The sequence below is a fragment of the Pseudomonas sp. SIMBA_041 genome, assembly GCF_046535095.1.
In the GTDB taxonomy this organism is placed as follows: domain Bacteria; phylum Pseudomonadota; class Gammaproteobacteria; order Pseudomonadales; family Pseudomonadaceae; genus Aquipseudomonas; species Aquipseudomonas mucoides.
Window position 1 is genome coordinate 414,041 of the sequence record NZ_JAWRXJ010000006.1, and the last position, 16,988, is coordinate 431,028.

The following is a 16,988-nucleotide window of genomic DNA, read 5'->3' on the forward strand; positions in this document are numbered from 1 at the left end:
ATGGAGACGGTCGCGGCGCACATTCCGCCAATGCATCGCGGATAAATCCGCTCCTGCAACAGCGCCTGCGATTGCCGATAAGGCAGAGCACCTGTCTTGCGACTAGCTTTACCTCGAACACTAAAGTGTCCGTCCACAGCTCAACCAGGTAAAGGTTCGTTATGACTAAAAAAATCGATCTGACTATCACCCACGATTACCTCAATCCGTTTGCCTCGCCGGACAACCCCAAGCTAAGCCCCGAGCTGGTGGACTACCTGTCAGATAGCGCCTGGTACCACCCCGAGCTGAGCCTGCAGATTCGCTGCCCAGAAGATGAGCGAGAACGCCTTCAGCAAGCCATCAGCAACACCTTTGCGGAAAAGAGCGAGCTACTCAGAGGGGATATTCGCACCCAACGGCTTCTAGCGCTGACACTCCTGGGCTTGGCACTAGCCTTGGTGCTGGCAGGCACGGCTCTGGGCATTGAAGGCACCATCCCCGTGGGAGTCGTTACCGTCACCGCGTGGATGCTGCTCTGGCGCAGCGGAGAGATATTTTTTCTGGATATTCGCAGCATGAATCGGCAGCTGCGTAAGTACCAGCGCATCGCCAGTGCATCAAAGCAGTTTTGACAGAATCAACCCATTGTTGCCCTACATGAAGGGCAGCAATGGGTCGTTTTCTGCCGGTCATGGCCACGCAGTGTGATGGTCAAATCCGATGCAAATAATTGCTCAGGTCGAATGCAAATGGGTGGGCAAGTCCGTGCAATTACCCACGTTCGCCATCCAGTTAACGCTGGGTATTGGTTAACATTCTCCCCGCACTCGGGGATAGCGAAGTAGGCAAAAGGCTGTTTCGCGGAATGAAATCCATCAAACCCGCCATAGCCATCGCCAGCCTTGGCTTTCAGGAAACTCAGCCTCTGCCCGTACACGACCAATCCCCGCCTTGAAAAGTACGGGCACGTTTTTGAAAACACTCTGAAACCCATGTTTTAAAAGTTTTCGCCCATTGAAAGCTGGGGTCCAACGCAGCCCCCTTACGTGACCTCCCCGCCCGTCGATGTGCAAACACGCTGCATTTCCACTCAAAACTATGCACTTGGTGCAATGGCCGATCACCTGCGGAGCCCCACGGCACGCCTGGGCTGTAGGTTCGTTTGCACTACATTCGGATTTGCACAAAAAAAGGACGAGAAGCCCGTCGGCGGGAGGGGGAAAAGTGCGTTTCTTGCCTACGCTTTCTTGGTGGAAGTATTTATCTGACAGAACCGCACGCGGTTACCTGTCCTTGCTCTAAGTACGGGCCGCAATCGACCCACAACGGACGGCCACCCTCACACATTCCAAACGTTGCTGTATTCACAAATAAACGTAGCCATTTGATCCTCCGGCATCGACTTGGCAATCAGGTATCCCTGAAGAGGTTTAGGTAGAAGCGAGGCACCTTCGCCCCGACTCTCCGGTTCCTTTGGCTGAGTCAGGTCAGGTTCTCCAATAGCTCCAGGGCTTGGTCGAAATCGAAGCGCTCGGCGTGCTGGACGATCCGACGCAACTGCTCGGCCACCCTGGGGTCTGACGCCAGCCCCTGTAATTGGTGTAGGACTGCCAGCACTTGTGTATCACTTTCGGCCAGCAGGTCCCTGACTTGGGCCAACCGCTCCCGCAACTCGGCTTCAGAATGTGACGCAGGCACCGACTCGGTGGACTGCTGCGGTTCCGCTAGCCCCACCAACCCTTCCAGCACCAGATTCAGGCAACGCTCCACCGCCAACAGCCGGTCAACTACGATCTCCTCCTGGGCGCCGGCCAGGCAAGCCTGCTCCAAGGCGATGGCAGCGTCCGCGACGGCTTTGGCACCAATGTTTCCCGCAGTGCCACGCAGGGTATGGGCCAGTCGTGTTGCCGCCGTAGGATCTTCATCGCCTCGTGCGACCAAGAATTCGGCTCGGAAAGCACTCTGGCTGGAGCGGAACTTGCGGAGCAGGCGCAGGTAGAGTTCGACCTTGCCCATACTAGTGGCCAGGCCGGCAGCCAGATCAATACCTGCAAGTTCCACGGGCAGGCCCATGGAGGCGACCTCGGGGAGGGGGGAGACTTCGGTTGCGTGGGCGGTACGACCGGGCTTGGGGTGAATCCACTTGGCCAGAGTAACGAACATGCCTTCGACGTTCAGCGGTTTGGAGATATGGTCGTTCATGCCACAAGCCAGGGCTCGCTCACGGTCTCCCGCCATGGCGTCGGCAGTCATTGCGATAACGGGCAACCCCATCCAGCGTGACTGCTCGCGAATCCTGCGGGTAGCGGTGTAGCCGTCCATGACCGGCATCTGGCAGTCCATTAATACACCGTCGAAATCGTCGTCGCGCGCCAACAGGTCGAGTGCCTCTTCGCCATGGATGGCCACGCACAGTTCAATGCCAGCGCTGCCCAGCAGCTCGCAGGCCAGTTCGCGGTTCAGTTCATTATCTTCGACAAGCAGCAAGCGCGCTCCACGCAGGCTGGCCATGGCGCCGGCGTTTTGCCCGGATCGTTCGCCGGCCCGAGTATCGGCCTGGGGAGTCTTGCCAAGCACAGTGCCAATGGCCTCGAGCAGCGTCGAGGGGGTGACCGGTTTGGTCAGTACCACCGGCAACTGGATGCCGTGCCGGCTGGCCTCCTCGCGTGCCTCTTCGCGCCCGAATGCGGTGACCATGATGACCGAAGGTGTTTGTGCCAGATTGGCGGCGTGCATCTGACGCACCGTCTCCACGCCGTCCATGCCGGGCATCCGCCAATCCATCAACACCAAGTCATAGGGTAATGTATTTCGCTCCGCCTCGACCAACCTCCCCAATGCCACCCTCCCACTCTCTGCCACATCCACCTCGACGCCAAAACTGCGCGCCATGCTGGAGAGAATCTCGCGCGCGCTGGCGTTGTCGTCGACCACCAACACGCGAACGCCTAGTAGCTCATCGGCAGTAAACATTCGCCGCGGCTGAGCGTCGCGCTGCACGCCGAGGCTCACCTCGAAATGGAAGATGGAGCCACGACCGAGCTCGCTCTCCACCCAGATACGTCCCTCCATCAGCTCCACCAAGTGCTTGGAGATGGCCAGGCCCAGGCCGGTGCCACCGTATTTGCGCGTGATGGAGCTATCAGCCTGGCTAAACGGCTGGAACAGCCGACTGCATTGCTCGGGGCTCATGCCGATGCCGCTGTCGCGGACCCAAAAATGCAGCTGTGCCTGCTCCTCGCCGCCACCCATTCGCTCCACGCCCACCACGACCTCGCCTTGCTCGGTGAACTTTGCTGCATTGTTGCCAAGGTTGATCAGCACCTGGCCCAGGCGCAACGGATCGCCGATCAACGCAGTCGGCAGTCCCGCCGGGGTGCTGAACAGCAGCTCCAGGCCTTTGTCCTCGACCTTCAGGCCAATCATGCTGACGAAGCCGTCGAGCACGTCTTCCAAGTGGAAAGGAATGTACTCGAGGTGCATCCTGCCGGCCTCGATCTTGGAGAAATCCAGGATGTCGTTGATGATCCCCAGCAGACTCTCCGCCGAGCGGTGTACCTTCTCGATGTAGTTGCGCTGCCGATGGTCCAGGTCCGTGCGCAGGGCCAAGTGGCTCATGCCGATGATGGCGTTCATTGGCGTGCGGATTTCATGGCTCATGGTGGCCAGGAAATCGCTCTTGGCCCGGGTCGCTTCCTCGGCTATCTCCCGTGCCAGATGCACTTCGGCCTCGGCGGCCTTGCGGTCGGTAATGTCGAAGTACCAATTGGCGCGAATGATTTGCTCGCGCTGCTCCAGCGTCACCGCCGAGACCAACACATCGAAGCGCTTTCCCTCACTGCGCTGCAGAGTGGCCTCGAAGTTCAGCACCGCGCCCTGCTCCGCCGCCTCGACGAAGCGCTGGTGTGCCTGCTGATCGACCCAGAAACGGCTCGGTTCGATCCCTGCGAGTTGAACAATATCGACGCCGAACAGATGTTCGAACTGCGGATTGCAGTAGGTCGGACGGCCTTCAATGTCCCTGATCAGCATGGCCACCGGGCTGCTGTCGAGCACCGCGCGCAGTTGCGCTTCGCTGACTTTGAGCGCTGCCTGCAATTGACGACGCTCGCTGACGTCGCGCACCGAGGCGCACACGCATATACCGCGACCTTCCAGGCTCGGCAGACGTGACAGGCCGATCTCCACTGAAAACAGACTGCCGTCCTTGCGCACACCCTGCAGGTCGTCCAGACCGGCCCCCATCTGCCGGGTATCACCATGGGCTATGAAGCCATTGCGCAGCTCGACGTGGTGACCGCGACTCGCGACCGGCACAAGACGCTCGATCGCCTCGCCCACCAACTCGCCGGCGCTGTAGCCGAACAACCGATCCAATTGCTGGTTGGTCCGCAGGATGCGTCCGTCAGCGCCCACCACCAGCATGCCGTCCGGTGCCGCCTCGATAATCCCGCGATACCAGGCCTCGGTGGCACGCAGTGCCGATTGCTGGGCTTCTAGCTCCTGAGCCTGACGCTCCAACAGCAGCGTTTGCCCGGCCATTTCATCGGCTTGACGGCGGGTTTCTTCCAGCAATGCCTGGACGGCCTGGTTACGCTCCAGGATCGCCATCGCCGCAGCCAAGCGAGGGGTGGCTTCCTGAAGCAGTAATGATTGGTCATCATTCAAGGCTTCTAATCCGGCAAGTTCAAGCACGCCCAGCAGCCGCTCGCCACGCAGGATCGGTTGCAGCAGGAGGCAAGTGGCCGGAATCTCGCCGAGCTGCGAGTGCAGGCGCCAGTATCGTTCCGGCAGCGCCAGCATCTGACGGGCTTGGCGATCGACTGCGCATTGGCCCAGTAGGCCATCGCCGAACATGACTTGTGCCTGCGGTGGCCGCTCGGAATCGGTGGCATAGCCGCCCATCAACACCAGTCTGGTGGCGTCCGGGTGGGCGCTATAGAGAACGCCCTGACAAATGCCGAGCAAGTTCGCCATATGCTGCAGGAATACCTTCGTCAGTTCGACGGGCGCCTCTGCCTGCTGCAGATCGATCTGCAATTGGGCGATTTGCGCCTTGACCGACCGCTGGCGCTCCAGCTGTTGCGACTCGATTTGCAGTTTGGCGATGGCTCGCGCCAGGTCGCCTGTTTCATTGTTCAATTCCGTATGTGGAATCGGTTGGTCGAGCTTTCCCGCAGCCAACTGGTCCACGGCGGCTCGCACTCGATTGAGCGGGTTGCGGATCGACTGGCTGACCAGCCAGCAAAGCAGCAGCGCCAGCGACAATCCACCAAGCAGCAGAATGTAGGTCTGCGTCGTGCTGCGCTCGGCAAAGTCGGCAATGTCCTTGGCTGTATCACGGATCGAGGCTTCCTTGATCTGGGCTACCGCGTACAACAGGGCGTCCGCCTTCTGGTCGAGCTGTTGGAATTCACTGCTGTTGAGCAGCAGTAACGCCTGGCCTTGACGCCCCTCGTCAATTAGCTCGAAGGCCTGTTCGCTATCACGCTGGAGCTGTTGCAGCAGCACATCAAACTCCGCGAGACGCGCGAGATTCTCCGGACGCCTGAGGGTGGGTTTGGCCTGGGCAAGAGCCTGCTGTAGACGGCTTTGAATATCATGTAGCTGTTTCAGTGATTCGATGCGGATATCCGCACTGTTCGTCCCCACGGCCCGCTGCACCGTCTGCACCAAGTGCGGCAATTGCACCCGCGCCTCGTGCAAGTGCTCCATACCCACCAGTTCCTGGCGGTAGAGGTTCTGCATGTCCTGCTTCAGCGACTCCTGGGTGCGCAAGCTCTGTACGCCGAGTACCAGTACTAAAAGCAAGAGCGTGGCAAAGCCGAGGATCAGCTTGTGGCGAAGCGGAAGACGCTCAAGCAACGTGCGCAATCTGACCATGACATACCCCGATGACCACGATGAAAGAAACTGGCGAAGGCGATTGTAGGGCTCGCTCAAGGTTTCTGGGCGATACGCTCCAGAGCCGCCACTTGCTTGGCCATGTCTTGGTCGCTGTCGGCAAAACGTTGCGCTATGGCCTGGAACTGTTCGACGTTCGCCAGGAAGGTGTCGCAAATGTCAGGATCGAAATGTGAGCCCCGTCCCTGACGTATGATCTCGACAGCCTCCTCATGGGGCATCCCTTGCTTGTAGACCCGTCGACTGATCAAGGCGTCATAGACATCCGCTACCGCCATCAGCCGGGCGCTGATGGGAATCTCGTCGCCCGCCAACGCCTGGGGATACCCGCTACCGTCCCATTTCTCCTGGTGACTGTAAGCAATTTCCTTGGCCAGACTGAGGAAGTCCACCTGAATACAAAGTTGATCTTCTGCGCGCTGGATGGCATCACGCCCCAACGTGGTGTGTGTCTTCATGATCTCGAACTCCTCAGCGGTGAAACGCCCCGGCTTGAGGAGGATATGGTCAGGAATGCCGATCTTGCCGATGTCATGCAACGGCGCCGACTTGAACAGCAGGCGGATTGTCTCGTCGTTGAGAAAATGGTTGAAGCGAGGATGATCGCGCAACTGCTCAGCCAACACCTTCACGTAGTGTTGGGTCCGCCGGATGTGGTTGCCGGTCTCGTTGTCGCGCGTCTCCGCCAGGGAGGCCATGGCCTGAATGGTCACATCCTGGATGGCCATCACCTCGCGGGTGCGGCGCTCCACCTCCTTTTCCAGGTAGTCATTCTGATCGCGCAGGAAGTCCGCCGCGGCCTTGATCTTGAGCTGGGTATCCACTCGCGCCAGAACCAATGATGGATTGATCGGTTTAGTGATGTAGTCGACCGCGCCCAATTCCAGGCCATGAATCTCATCCTCGATTGCCGCCAGGGCGGTGAGGAAAATGATGGGAATATCGCGGGTTCGCGGATCGTGCTTGAGCTGGTCCGCAACTTCGTGGCCGGATAGTCCCGGCATCATGACATCAAGCAAAATCAAATCTGGTAGTGAGTCTCCCTGCAGCACCCGGAGAGCTTTCTCACCACTATTGGCAGCCTTGACACGGTAGCGATCCTTTAGCAGATCGGTCATCAGCATCAAGTTATCAGGTGTGTCGTCGACTACCAGTAACGTAGCCTGAGGGTGAGGACTCTGTTCGGCACTCATGGAGAACGGCTCCCTTGCCAGATGCTGATATCCCAAGGGTGACATTTTTCTGCCCCCTCAATGTAGGACAGCTTAGCTGTACTTCTCTGGGGCTGCCGTACCAGCTGCAGAGCTACGCTGGGAAGCGTAGAAGTATCAAAACGCGAATGTGGCCATGTAGCCTCACTGGCTACGATGCGTGATTGACCACCATTCAAAGGAAAGAGTCTCCGAGACTCCGGCACCTCTTGTATGAGTAGTAGCTTGGGTCGTACGCGAACGAAGACGAACGTCCCCTATTGGCCGTTGCTGCCCGTTACAGAGTAATGACTTTTAACTGATCGACCAGAGCTGTGGCCTGTGCTGCATTTTCGAGGAAGGCCCCCGCATCGCTCGGACTAGGGGTTGGCCCAGGTACATGCGTATGGCCGGCCAGCTGCGTGTTCATCGCCGTCACCAAATCGAGCAGGTCACACAGGATCTGCAACGCGTTCACCTCCTCCGACCCCAACCAGGTCTTTTCCGCCACACTGCGCCGTAGGCCGGTGATGCGCTCTTCCATATCACCACCCACCGAAGCATTGAGCTTCTGCCCCACGACCAGATTCAGGTCGCGCCCGGTGGCCTGATGCAGGTCGTCCACGGCCGCCAGGCTGGCGGAACCGCCCGAGAGCAGCTTGAGCGAGCCCAAGGCCTCAATCTTTTTGATTCCTCCCACTGACTCGATGCTGTGGTCATCTACGGTCACGCAGTGGCGCTGGTAGTGCTCAGTGTTCTCCAGGGCCTCCACACGGCGCTCGCTGGCCTGATCATGGATCTGGCCATCGGTCTGGCGCAGCCAGTTGCCATCTGCGTCGACGCGCTGCTGTACCGCTTCGCTGTGCTGCCAGACCTGATCGCCTTTGGGCAGGCTGGGCAGGCTCAATCCCTGGGGCAGGATGGCTAGGACAAAGGGGTTGTGCGGCAGGCCGTAGGCAAACGACACCACGACCATCGTGCCTTCATCGGGAAGGCCGTAGATCCCCATGGACTCGCCACCCATCGGCAACGGCAGCGGCACGCCCTGGAGCAGTGGCAATGCCGTATCGGGCTCGCCGTCAGGCCCCAGAACCTCAAGGTCTGCGGCGAAACGTGGGCGGAAGTCGTCACACAGCCCCGCGTTTGTGGGTGGGTCGGGGATGGCCACCACCCGGGCAAAGCGCGGCAGATGATAGCCACCGGTCAGTTCGGGATACTGGCGGTCAACAACGCGGCGGATTACGTCTTCCATTTGATGCTCATCTGGCTTTCGGTGAGGGTTACGGCGGTGATGCGTTCGCCCTGGTTAATCGGCGCACCAGGACGAATCCCAGGCAGTGCGGCAATCACGGCACTCTGGTTGCTGTTGTAGCTGTCAAAGAGTTCGCGGGGCAGTTGCAGCGGCTGGCGCTGGCCCCAAAAGCTGTCGGCCCAACTGCCTACGTAGATCTCGCCGTCACCCTGCTGCTGCCACATAAAATCAGGGATCGAAAATACTTTGCCGAGGCTGTCGATGGCTTGCACGCCATTGGCCAAGTTGAAGAAAAACGCGGTTTTGGTGTGGGCGTAGGCTTGGTCGGGAACCCGAAAGCGCAGGCCATTGCGCTCACTGATCGCGGCCAGGACGGCGTGCAAGTCCACATGACGCAGGTTCAGCGGCATGGGGATTTCCAGTGCGGCGGACAGTTCACGACAGAGCAGGACTTGTTGTTGGCTGTTGGCGGCAGTGCAACGCTCCACGTAGCCCAAAAAATGGCGCTGTAGTGGGCTGTCGTTGTAGCCGATGTCGAAGGTCACCAACCCGTGTACGGATTCGCTGGCGGTAATGGTGAAACTGGCGCGCCCGGGGGCGTGATGGTCCAGACGTGTTTCATCTTTGCAGAGGGGATAGGACACGCCGTCGACGGTCAACACTTTGTGCAAGTTCATGGCGTTACCGGCTTTAACCAGTCGTCAACGGACTTCAGGACTTTCTCAAATCCGTCCATCTCGACGGGTGCGCTGCCACCTTCTGCGCCGGATGTAACAGAGACGGGTTGTCCTGGTGCACTCTGCTGCACGACTGGATTACTCGGGCTGCGTTGTTCCACGCGCTCCGGTATCGACAGTTTTTCAATCAGGTTGAATTGCACGCGCCAGGCTCGCAGGCTGTCGTCTTCATTGGCGTTCACGTTGTCGCGGAACTGCACCTCGCGCACACCGAAGGCCGAGGCCGTGCGATTGACGATCCGATAGACCGTGAGCTGTCCGCCGCCGGCGGTTGAGCTGGCCTGGCGCATCAAGTTGCGCAGGTCGGACTCGTCGCGGTAGGGAATCATCAGCGTGACGCTGAGGGTTTTGGGTTTGAAGCCCTTGTGTGCCTGTGCCGTGTTGCTGGTCTGGCCTGACAGGTCTTCGCTTTCAATGGTCAGGGTGGCCATGACCTTGAGGCCCTTACCCTGAACTTTCTCGCCGTTGAGTAGCAACGTCATAGCCCGATCAGCTCCTGCACAAAGGTCAGGCTCTCTTTACTGCCGAGCAACAACAGGCCGGCACACAGCACCCATTCATAGCCAGGCGTGGGGCCTTCCAGCAGTTGCCGACGCAACTCAGCGGCATCCCCAGGGCCGATCATGCGTGCTTGCATCGTGGCATCGGGCACACCGTCGGCCAGCGCATCTTGCAGGTCTTTCAACTGTTGATCAGAGGCGGCCTGCTGCTCAGCCTTGCGGGTCGCCAAGGCACTCAGGTCAGCCATGGGGGAAGTGTCGGCAGCATAACTTTCGTAGATGGCCAGCTGACTGTTCAGCGTCTGCTGGGACACCCGGGTTACGGTGCAACGCTCCAGCGGTAACGCTCCCCAGCGCGGCAGCGTCTCGGCCGTGGGCAGCGTCCACTTCTCCGCTTCCAGCCGTGCGATGTTTGCGGCCCGACGTTCGGCGCGCTCCAGATCCGGAGTGGGGAGCAAGGAATTGAAGCGGTTCAGGGTGGCGGCGAACTGGTCGAAGCGTGTCGAGAGAAACAGCACGCACAAACCATACTGCTCGCCTTCGGGACGGCCGGCATCGGTGTCGGTGAGCTTGTTGGCCAGCGCCTCCAGCAGGTTGGGTGCCGAGAGAAACTTTTGATATCCCCGGCCCTGGCCCATGCCGCTTTGGAACGGCGTTACCACGAGGCTGGCCGGCGCGGTAGCCAGTTGCTCAGTCATAGCAGCGCGCCCGACGTCGATGGCTTCTTGCGCGGCGGAACCCACGGGGCCCGGGTTGGTGGTGGCCGTCATTCCGGCCAGGCGCTCTTCTGTCTTGGCGATCTCACTGCTGGCCAGGACTTTGGCCTCGTCCAGTCCTTCGACCCATTGGGTGGCCTCACTGGGCCATTGCATGGTCACCGATGACCAGGTCATAGCTGTTCCCTCGGCCTTACTGGACGCAGGGTGGAATCCGGGAAGTCTGGCGACTGGGGCCAGTTGCGAAGGTCCACGCGGTACTGCCGCCACTGGGCAGGTGTGCTCGCAGAAGCAGGATCAGCGTCTTCTGCTTTCAGCAGTTCCACGTCCGCAACTGTCAGCTCATGATCACGCCACGAACGCTCAGCATGTTCAGCATGGACAGCGATTGCAGGGCTTACTGGCAGGGCACCAACATCGACGCTGTATTCCTCAATATAATTGAATACCGCTACAGTGGCCGGGGCGTCATCACCTGGAACTGCCGTAAATGGAATCCAACCGTACACTTCGTGAAGAACTTCACAGTCAACAGCCCCATCCTTAAACTGCTTCAGGTTTTTGACTTCATAAACCCACGGTGCAGGTGGCTCAGGTGGCGGTGGTATATCCGGTGGAACAAACTCAGGAACAACTTGTGGTTCAATAGTTTGGCCAAGCATTAGGCGACTCTCTTACAAATAGTTGTTGAAAAGACATTCCCCGCAGAACTATTTGAAACGCCCCCGCATACCATCCAAGTGCCGCCGGGAGCCCCATAGTTCTCGCCACCCGCGTTTGACCAACCCAGATACCCCCCTTCCACTAATGTTCCCGGTGGTATTGCGCCCGTGTTTATATTCTTAACAACAATAAACATCCCATAGGTACCCACGCCGCCGATCGGTTGCGCCGCTATTTGGGACATCAAATTCCAGTAAGCGATATAGTTGGCAGCGAGCCAGCTACTTAAATAGCCGCCCCAAATTGGCCCGTAACTATTGCCATCAGTGCCAAACATGGCAACACCGGAGCCGGAATAACAACCGCCACCTGCGTAAAGTCCTGCGTTGGCTGTGATGTTGCCGTAGGACAACATGCCCGCAGCATAGGCCGTGCCTCCTATAGATATATCAGTGCCAACGTTTGCCGTGTTCAAGAGGTTGGCGTGACCAGAAACCTGTATGCCATTGACGAAAGCCGGGGCACTCAGTGCTGCGTACAAGGCAGGGTCAAAATTTGATGTATCCCAGACCGTTTTCCATTCGTCCCAAACACCGGCAATCAAGGCCCGGCGGTACAGGGTCTGGTCGTTAAACCCATATAGCTCCTGAAAGGCGTATTGCCCCGGTGTAATAACCGAGACGCGAACCCAACCCTCATAGAGCTCACCATCTGGCGCTCCCGTAGCACCACCGACGTAATAGAGGGCGGACACCGTGTTCAGGTCGCCAATATCTACAGCACCCGCCATATAGGCGGGCCCGCCCAAGCCGAACGCTCCGACCTTCATCAGCGCATCGGGCGTTTCATCGTATAGATCGGATTGAGCATCCAGGTACGCGGCTGAGCCAAGTGCAGCAAGGTCGGTTTCGATGCTCGACTTGACCGCATGCAACGCGGCGGTGGTCGCCAGAATCTCGCTGTCGTTCGAATTGGGATCGTCGCTTTTGGCGTTGGGCAAGTTGCCCAGATCGACATCCTCTTTGGTGGTGGCACGAGCCCGTAACTCCGGATAGTCACCGACGCGCGCCGCGAGATGCTGAATCAAAGCTCCGGTAATGGGCTCAACGGTGCTGCGCAGGTCGGTGATTGCGGTGGTGCTGAGGACCGTGGCCACCGGCACCAGGTAGTGCGCCACGCCATTACTGTCGGCGAAATCCACCAGGGCGTCGCCGTAGGTGGTGGCCAGCACCACTTTCACGTCGCTCAACTGACCTTGCAGCGAAATGTCGTACCACAAGGTAAAGGGGAACGCCGGTGGCGTGATGAGAGCGCCGGTTGGCTGATGGAGTGCCAGGCCTTCCACGTAGGCAATGCCTGGCTGGATGGTGAACTGCTCGTTCTGATAAACCAGGGCCAAGCTGTCGGCAAAGAAGCAGGCCCGCCCAAACATGTCGCGGTTGCTCATGCGCTCGCGCTCGTCCATGCCCGCCATGCGCACCGTGAAGTCTGCCTGCCAGGTGTCGGCGTTGATGGTCAGCTCAGTGACCGACTGCGCGCCGTCGAACACCAGCATCATGTTGCGGGTGATGTTGTTGCCGATCTGCTGGTTCGGGATGTTTTTGCGCTTCTGCTGCACCGGCGTGTAAGCCGCGGCTAACAGCACACCTTCGGCGGTTTCCAGGCCCAACCAGTTAAAGTCCCAGTCGCCGACATTGGAGCCGATCATGCTGCTGTAGACCACCTGATTGGGGTCCACATAGCCGCCTTTGGTGATGTCCGTTTCGTACATGATCTGCTCGGGCGGTGGCTTACCCGCATAGCGATCTACCGGAGTGGCCGGATCGAGTCCGGGCACCAGGGCGTAGAGAAACTTGCTCACTACCAGGACTTCTTGAGCGGCTTGCTTCTCGGCAATCAGGTTTTCACCGGCGATGGTTATTGCGGCCATGTGGCTTCCTCGTAACTGGCAATCAGGGTTTGCTGGTCGTCGTTGAACTCCACCGCGAACACCCGCAGGTTATCCAGCGGGGTGACGGTCAAAAATGCGTATCGGCGGCAGGTGCGTCCGTAACTGCGGAGCAGCACGCGCAGCAGGTCAGAGTGCAGCGCGCTCTGTTCATCGGTGATCTTCACGAACACCACGTCCCAGTCGCGGCCCTCCATGCGTTCCTGAATCTCGACGCGGCCGACGCCCAGGCGCATCAGGATCCTTTTCAGACCCGCCGTACTGCCCGCGTCCACGGCGTTGATGTAGGCGTGCTTGATGCGCAGGCGGTACAAACTTTCCGCCTCCCCGGGGAAGCGGGTGATGTCGCGTTGCCAGGCGAGCACGTCGAGCAAAGAGAGCGGGCAGATGTCAGGGTCGATCTGATGCAGCGGCCAATTCAGCCAGCCCTCGACGTTGCCCCACCACGCTTGTGCGGCACCTTTGAGCTTGGCCAACTCCGGGCCGTCGAGCCAAAACGGCAGTTTGAGGTTAAACACCGGCCACCACCTCCAACGTCTGGATGCGGGGAATATTCAGGTCCGACACGATGTCGAGGTTGTCGAAGTGCAGCGAGTCGAGTTCGGGAAATGTTTGATGTAGCTCCTCGCCCAGGCGGCTGAAGGAAAATCGCGACTGGGGATAGGTCAGCGTGGGCTGGTAGTCGGCCTGGGTGCTTTCCCGAAAGGCTGTGCGAATGAACATTTCTACGTCGGCAAACAGCTTGTCGGATTGCTCTTTGGGCAAGTTCAGCACCGGCCACAGCGAGATGCGGATGTCATGCAGGGTCTCGGGCATGGCCATGACCAGCATGTCGTCGCCGTGGCCATGGTTGCCCTGGTCGCGGATGTAGTCGTTGATTTCTTCCAGGTAGCTGTCCGCCGGCACGTTGGCCTCAAACAGCACAAAGGCATTGGCGCTGCCGGGGCCGCGTGGGGCTTCGTGTTCAAAGTACACGCCGTCCGGTTGTACGCCGGGAAAGGTGGTGATGAGCGCACGGTAAACCGCGTCAGTGTTCCACTGGTTGATGGCCGAGTACTGGTTGCGCGTGCGCAGTCGAAGGTCTTCGTCCGACTCCTTGTCAGTGCCCGGCACGGTCATCCAGCCGTCCAGGTTGACCACGTTGACAATGCCCGGTACCGGCTCCGGCAAAATGGCGTAGTAACCAGGTGCGAGGTTGTAACCACTGCCCGGTTCGGCGGCGATGGCCGGAATCAGGATCTGGGTGAGGCCGTCGGTAAAGGTGCCCGGCAGGCTGGTCAACAGCTCGTACACATGGCCGTTGATGGCGCCGGACTGGACGCGGGTGCCGGCGGCCACTTCCAGCGTGCCGACTGGGCTGGAACGGGTGAACAGCAGATTGCCTTCGGTTTTGGTGGCGCCCATGGGTTCCACCTGAACCGCCCAGGCGAGCATTTCCAGATACTCACCTTCGGCGGTTTTGACATAGGCGTTGGGCAACGAGACTTCGACCATAAAGTCGATGAACCACATCACCGGTTCGGTCACGATGGCCGTCACCACCCGCCAGAATGGCGACCAGGCGCTGGTGTTGCTCAAGCGACTGCCCTGTTCGGCGATCTCACTTTCCCACGCAGCCTGTAGCTCTTCCTGTGTGGTCGGAATGCCGGCGTCAGCCAATGCCTGACGAAAATCTACGTCGCTCAAAACGCCACCTCGATGCTGCCAAATTTAATGGTGTCGGCCTCGATCAAGTACTGGCCGTATCCCGGTTGAGTGATGCGCGCCGTGCCCGGCACCAGACGTTCGTCCGCTTCCACCATCAGCTCCAATTGCTGGATGCAATCGCGCTGACGCAGGCTGTTGCGCTCGGCGATCAGCGTCACCAGCAGGCCGCTTTCACGAATCATGTGAGCGATGTCCTGGGCGATGCTGGCGCGGTCCTCGATCTCCATAGGCTGGTTCGATGGGTCGAACACCAGGTCGTTGGCACTGATCAGCAAGTCGACGTATTCACTCATCCGGCGGCCATCTCCAGCATCTTGTCGAGTTCGTGTTGCGACAGCGGTTGGCTGGTGTGGATCTCGACCTTGCCAATCTGCGTACCCTTGTTCTGCGTGGTGTTGTTCTGGAACGACTGCATCAAGCCGCCGGCGGGCACCTCACTGGGGCCAGCAGGTAACAGGCTGGGAATGGCGCCGTTGATGGTTTGCTGCGCCTTGGTGGCCATGTTGGCCTGGTCGGCAGCCTGCATTGCCTCGGGTACGCCGGGCACCAGCGCACCGTGGAGTGCTTCGGGTGTGCCTGGACCTGTCGCGACGCCCAAGGCTTCAGCTGTGCCCGGGGCGGTCGGCGTCGCAAAGCGGGTTTCGATATTGATGCCAGGAATCTGATTCAGCAGCTCGATCAAGCCGTTGGCTGCGTCGCCCAACAGGTCGAACACCGACAGGTCACTCCAGGCGGTGGTGAACGCGCTCCAGGCTTCGCTGGCCAGCGTGCCGAACGAGGCAAGCCAGTTGCTCAGTGCTAGAAATTGCTCATTCAGCCAGGTGAACGCGGCACTGTTGAGCAGCGCCGCCGTCCATTCGTCCCAGTAGTAAATGGCTGCAATGACGACTGCGACCAAGGCCACGATGCCGGCAACGATCAGCAGGATGGGGTTGGCCCACATCGCCGCATTGACCAGCCAGATGATCCCTTGCCAAATCATCATCGCGGCACTGACGGTGCCCATGCCGATAGCCATGACGCCGAGCAACGCGACGTACAGGGCGCCCCAAAGAATATTGGACGCCACGGCGAGCACGGTCTGGAGCCAGCCCATCCGGAAAATCTTCTGAATGACAATGAAGCCCTTCATCACCACCTGGGCCATTCCCATGCCGAGGGTGAACAGCGACATGGCGGCGATCAGCGCAATGACGCTGAGGACGGTCATGCCAATCACTTTGGTCAGATGGGGGAACAGATTGGTCCACTTGAGAATCTTCGCGCCGCCCTCGGTGAGCATTTTCAGCAGGGGCGTCAGCGCGGGGCCGATCAACTGGCCGAACGCAATTTTTAGCACTTCGATCGTGCTCGCAAACTGCGCCCAAGGATCAACCATGGCCTCGGCCATGGTCTGGGCTTGTTCCATGCCCTTGACCTTGCCCAGGGCGTTCAGACTGTTGGCCAGGCCGTCGGTGTCGGCCATCAGCAGCTTGATCATGCTCACGGCCTCATCGGAACCGAAGGCTGCTTTCAAGGCGTCCGACTCGGCCACATCCAAGGTGTCGCCAAATTTTCCTTTGATTTTGTCGAGGATCTGTAGGACGGGCAGCATGGCGCCCTGGGCGTCGGTGAACTTCAAACCGAGCTTGCCCTGAGCGCTGCCGATACCGGCCAAAAAGGATTTGTACTTGGTGCCGGCCTCGCCCCCGCTCATGGTGGCTTGCAGCGTGCCGAGGATCGCCACTTGTTCGTTCAAGCCAATGCCGGCAGCGGTGGCGTTGGCACCGACGGCGGTGAAGGCATCACTCATCCCCTGACCGGTTGTTTTGAACATCTGCACAGCGGTCGCCGTAACGCCGGCCAAGTTCTCGACCCATTCGCCTTTGCCCATGGCGTCGGCTTGATCTTTGAAAATGCCGTACATGGTGCCGACGTAGTTGGTGATGGTGGCTGCATCGGCCTTGGTGGCTTTGGCCAACACGTTGGACGCATTGGTAAAGGTGGCCAGCTGGGTGCCTGTGAGCCCGGCGATGGCGCTCTGAATGTCGTAGGCCGAGCGGACGAAGGCCTGAGCGTTTTCGCCATAATTGATGGCGAATTCCAGGGACTTCTGGTTGAGCAGGTCCAGGCTCTCGGCGGCAACGCCGAGTGACTTCACTTCGCCCAACGCCCGCTGCTGATCAATCGCGGGGCCCATGGCGGCTTGCAACGCGTACCCGGTGGCGACCATGCCGGCCGCCCCCACGCCCATCTGGGTCAGACCCTTTTGCGCACCGCTGGCCAGCTCGGTAAAGCTGGCGTTCACCTTGCCCAGCGGGCCGGTGACCATGTCGGTGAGCGCGACGATGAAATTGAGCTTGGCGCTGTTGTCAGCCATGAAACTCTCCGTTGACCAGGTGCTGGCCGG

General features: G+C 59.6%; 13 protein-coding genes. 1 reads left to right on the top strand and 12 read right to left on the bottom strand.

From position 1 onward, the window contains the following. Positions 1-161 precede the first annotated feature (161 nt). Positions 162-614: a hypothetical protein gene (locus SB725_RS17385; RefSeq protein WP_410922365.1), complete on the top strand. Its 453-nt coding sequence runs from the start codon at positions 162-164 to the stop codon at positions 612-614. A gap of 850 nt (positions 615-1,464) precedes the next feature. On the opposite strand, the gene SB725_RS17390 is transcribed toward SB725_RS17385, so the two are convergent. From SB725_RS17390 to SB725_RS17445, 12 genes are all read right to left on the bottom strand, one after another. Continuing rightward, a complete protein-coding gene (locus SB725_RS17390; protein ID WP_410922367.1) occupies positions 1,465-5,865 on the bottom strand; it encodes a response regulator in 4,401 nt (1,466 codons plus the stop codon). A gap of 56 nt (positions 5,866-5,921) precedes the next feature. Further along, entirely contained in the window at positions 5,922-7,079 is a 1,158-nt protein-coding gene (locus SB725_RS17395) for an HD-GYP domain-containing protein (protein ID WP_410922369.1), read from the bottom strand. Between the two features lie 295 nt (positions 7,080-7,374). Continuing rightward, entirely contained in the window at positions 7,375-8,328 is a 954-nt protein-coding gene (locus tag SB725_RS17400; protein ID WP_410922371.1) for a hypothetical protein, read from the bottom strand. After that, on the bottom strand, positions 8,316-9,005 hold the full coding sequence (locus SB725_RS17405) for a hypothetical protein (RefSeq protein ID WP_410922373.1): 690 nt from the start codon (positions 9,003-9,005) through the stop codon (positions 8,316-8,318). Before SB725_RS17405 ends, SB725_RS17400 begins: the two co-directional genes overlap by 13 nt. Further along, the gene (locus SB725_RS17410) at positions 9,002-9,547 is read right to left on the bottom strand and encodes a DNA-binding protein (RefSeq protein WP_410922375.1); all 546 of its coding nucleotides are present in this window, start codon (positions 9,545-9,547) and stop codon (positions 9,002-9,004) included. Before SB725_RS17410 ends, SB725_RS17405 begins: the two co-directional genes overlap by 4 nt. Then, positions 9,544-10,458, bottom strand: coding sequence for a hypothetical protein (locus tag SB725_RS17415; RefSeq protein ID WP_410922377.1), 915 nt, complete (start codon positions 10,456-10,458; stop codon positions 9,544-9,546). The genes SB725_RS17410 and SB725_RS17415 overlap by 4 nt, the downstream gene beginning before the upstream one ends. After that, entirely contained in the window at positions 10,455-10,943 is a 489-nt protein-coding gene (locus SB725_RS17420; RefSeq protein WP_410922379.1) for a phage tail assembly chaperone, read from the bottom strand. Before SB725_RS17420 ends, SB725_RS17415 begins: the two co-directional genes overlap by 4 nt. Further along, positions 10,943-12,874: a phage tail protein gene (locus tag SB725_RS17425; protein WP_410922381.1), complete on the bottom strand. Its 1,932-nt coding sequence runs from the start codon at positions 12,872-12,874 to the stop codon at positions 10,943-10,945. The genes SB725_RS17420 and SB725_RS17425 overlap by 1 nt, the downstream gene beginning before the upstream one ends. Then, positions 12,862-13,410: a phage tail protein gene (locus SB725_RS17430; protein ID WP_410922383.1), complete on the bottom strand. Its 549-nt coding sequence runs from the start codon at positions 13,408-13,410 to the stop codon at positions 12,862-12,864. The genes SB725_RS17425 and SB725_RS17430 overlap by 13 nt, the downstream gene beginning before the upstream one ends. Then, on the bottom strand, positions 13,403-14,578 hold the full coding sequence (locus tag SB725_RS17435; RefSeq protein ID WP_410922385.1) for a baseplate J/gp47 family protein: 1,176 nt from the start codon (positions 14,576-14,578) through the stop codon (positions 13,403-13,405). Before SB725_RS17435 ends, SB725_RS17430 begins: the two co-directional genes overlap by 8 nt. Beyond that, positions 14,575-14,892: a DUF2590 family protein gene (locus tag SB725_RS17440; protein WP_102701202.1), complete on the bottom strand. Its 318-nt coding sequence runs from the start codon at positions 14,890-14,892 to the stop codon at positions 14,575-14,577. Before SB725_RS17440 ends, SB725_RS17435 begins: the two co-directional genes overlap by 4 nt. Further along, complete coding sequence (locus SB725_RS17445) at positions 14,889-16,958, bottom strand: phage tail tape measure protein (protein ID WP_410922387.1); 2,070 nt, start codon at positions 16,956-16,958, stop codon at positions 14,889-14,891. Before SB725_RS17445 ends, SB725_RS17440 begins: the two co-directional genes overlap by 4 nt. Between the last annotated feature and the right edge of the window lie 30 nt (positions 16,959-16,988).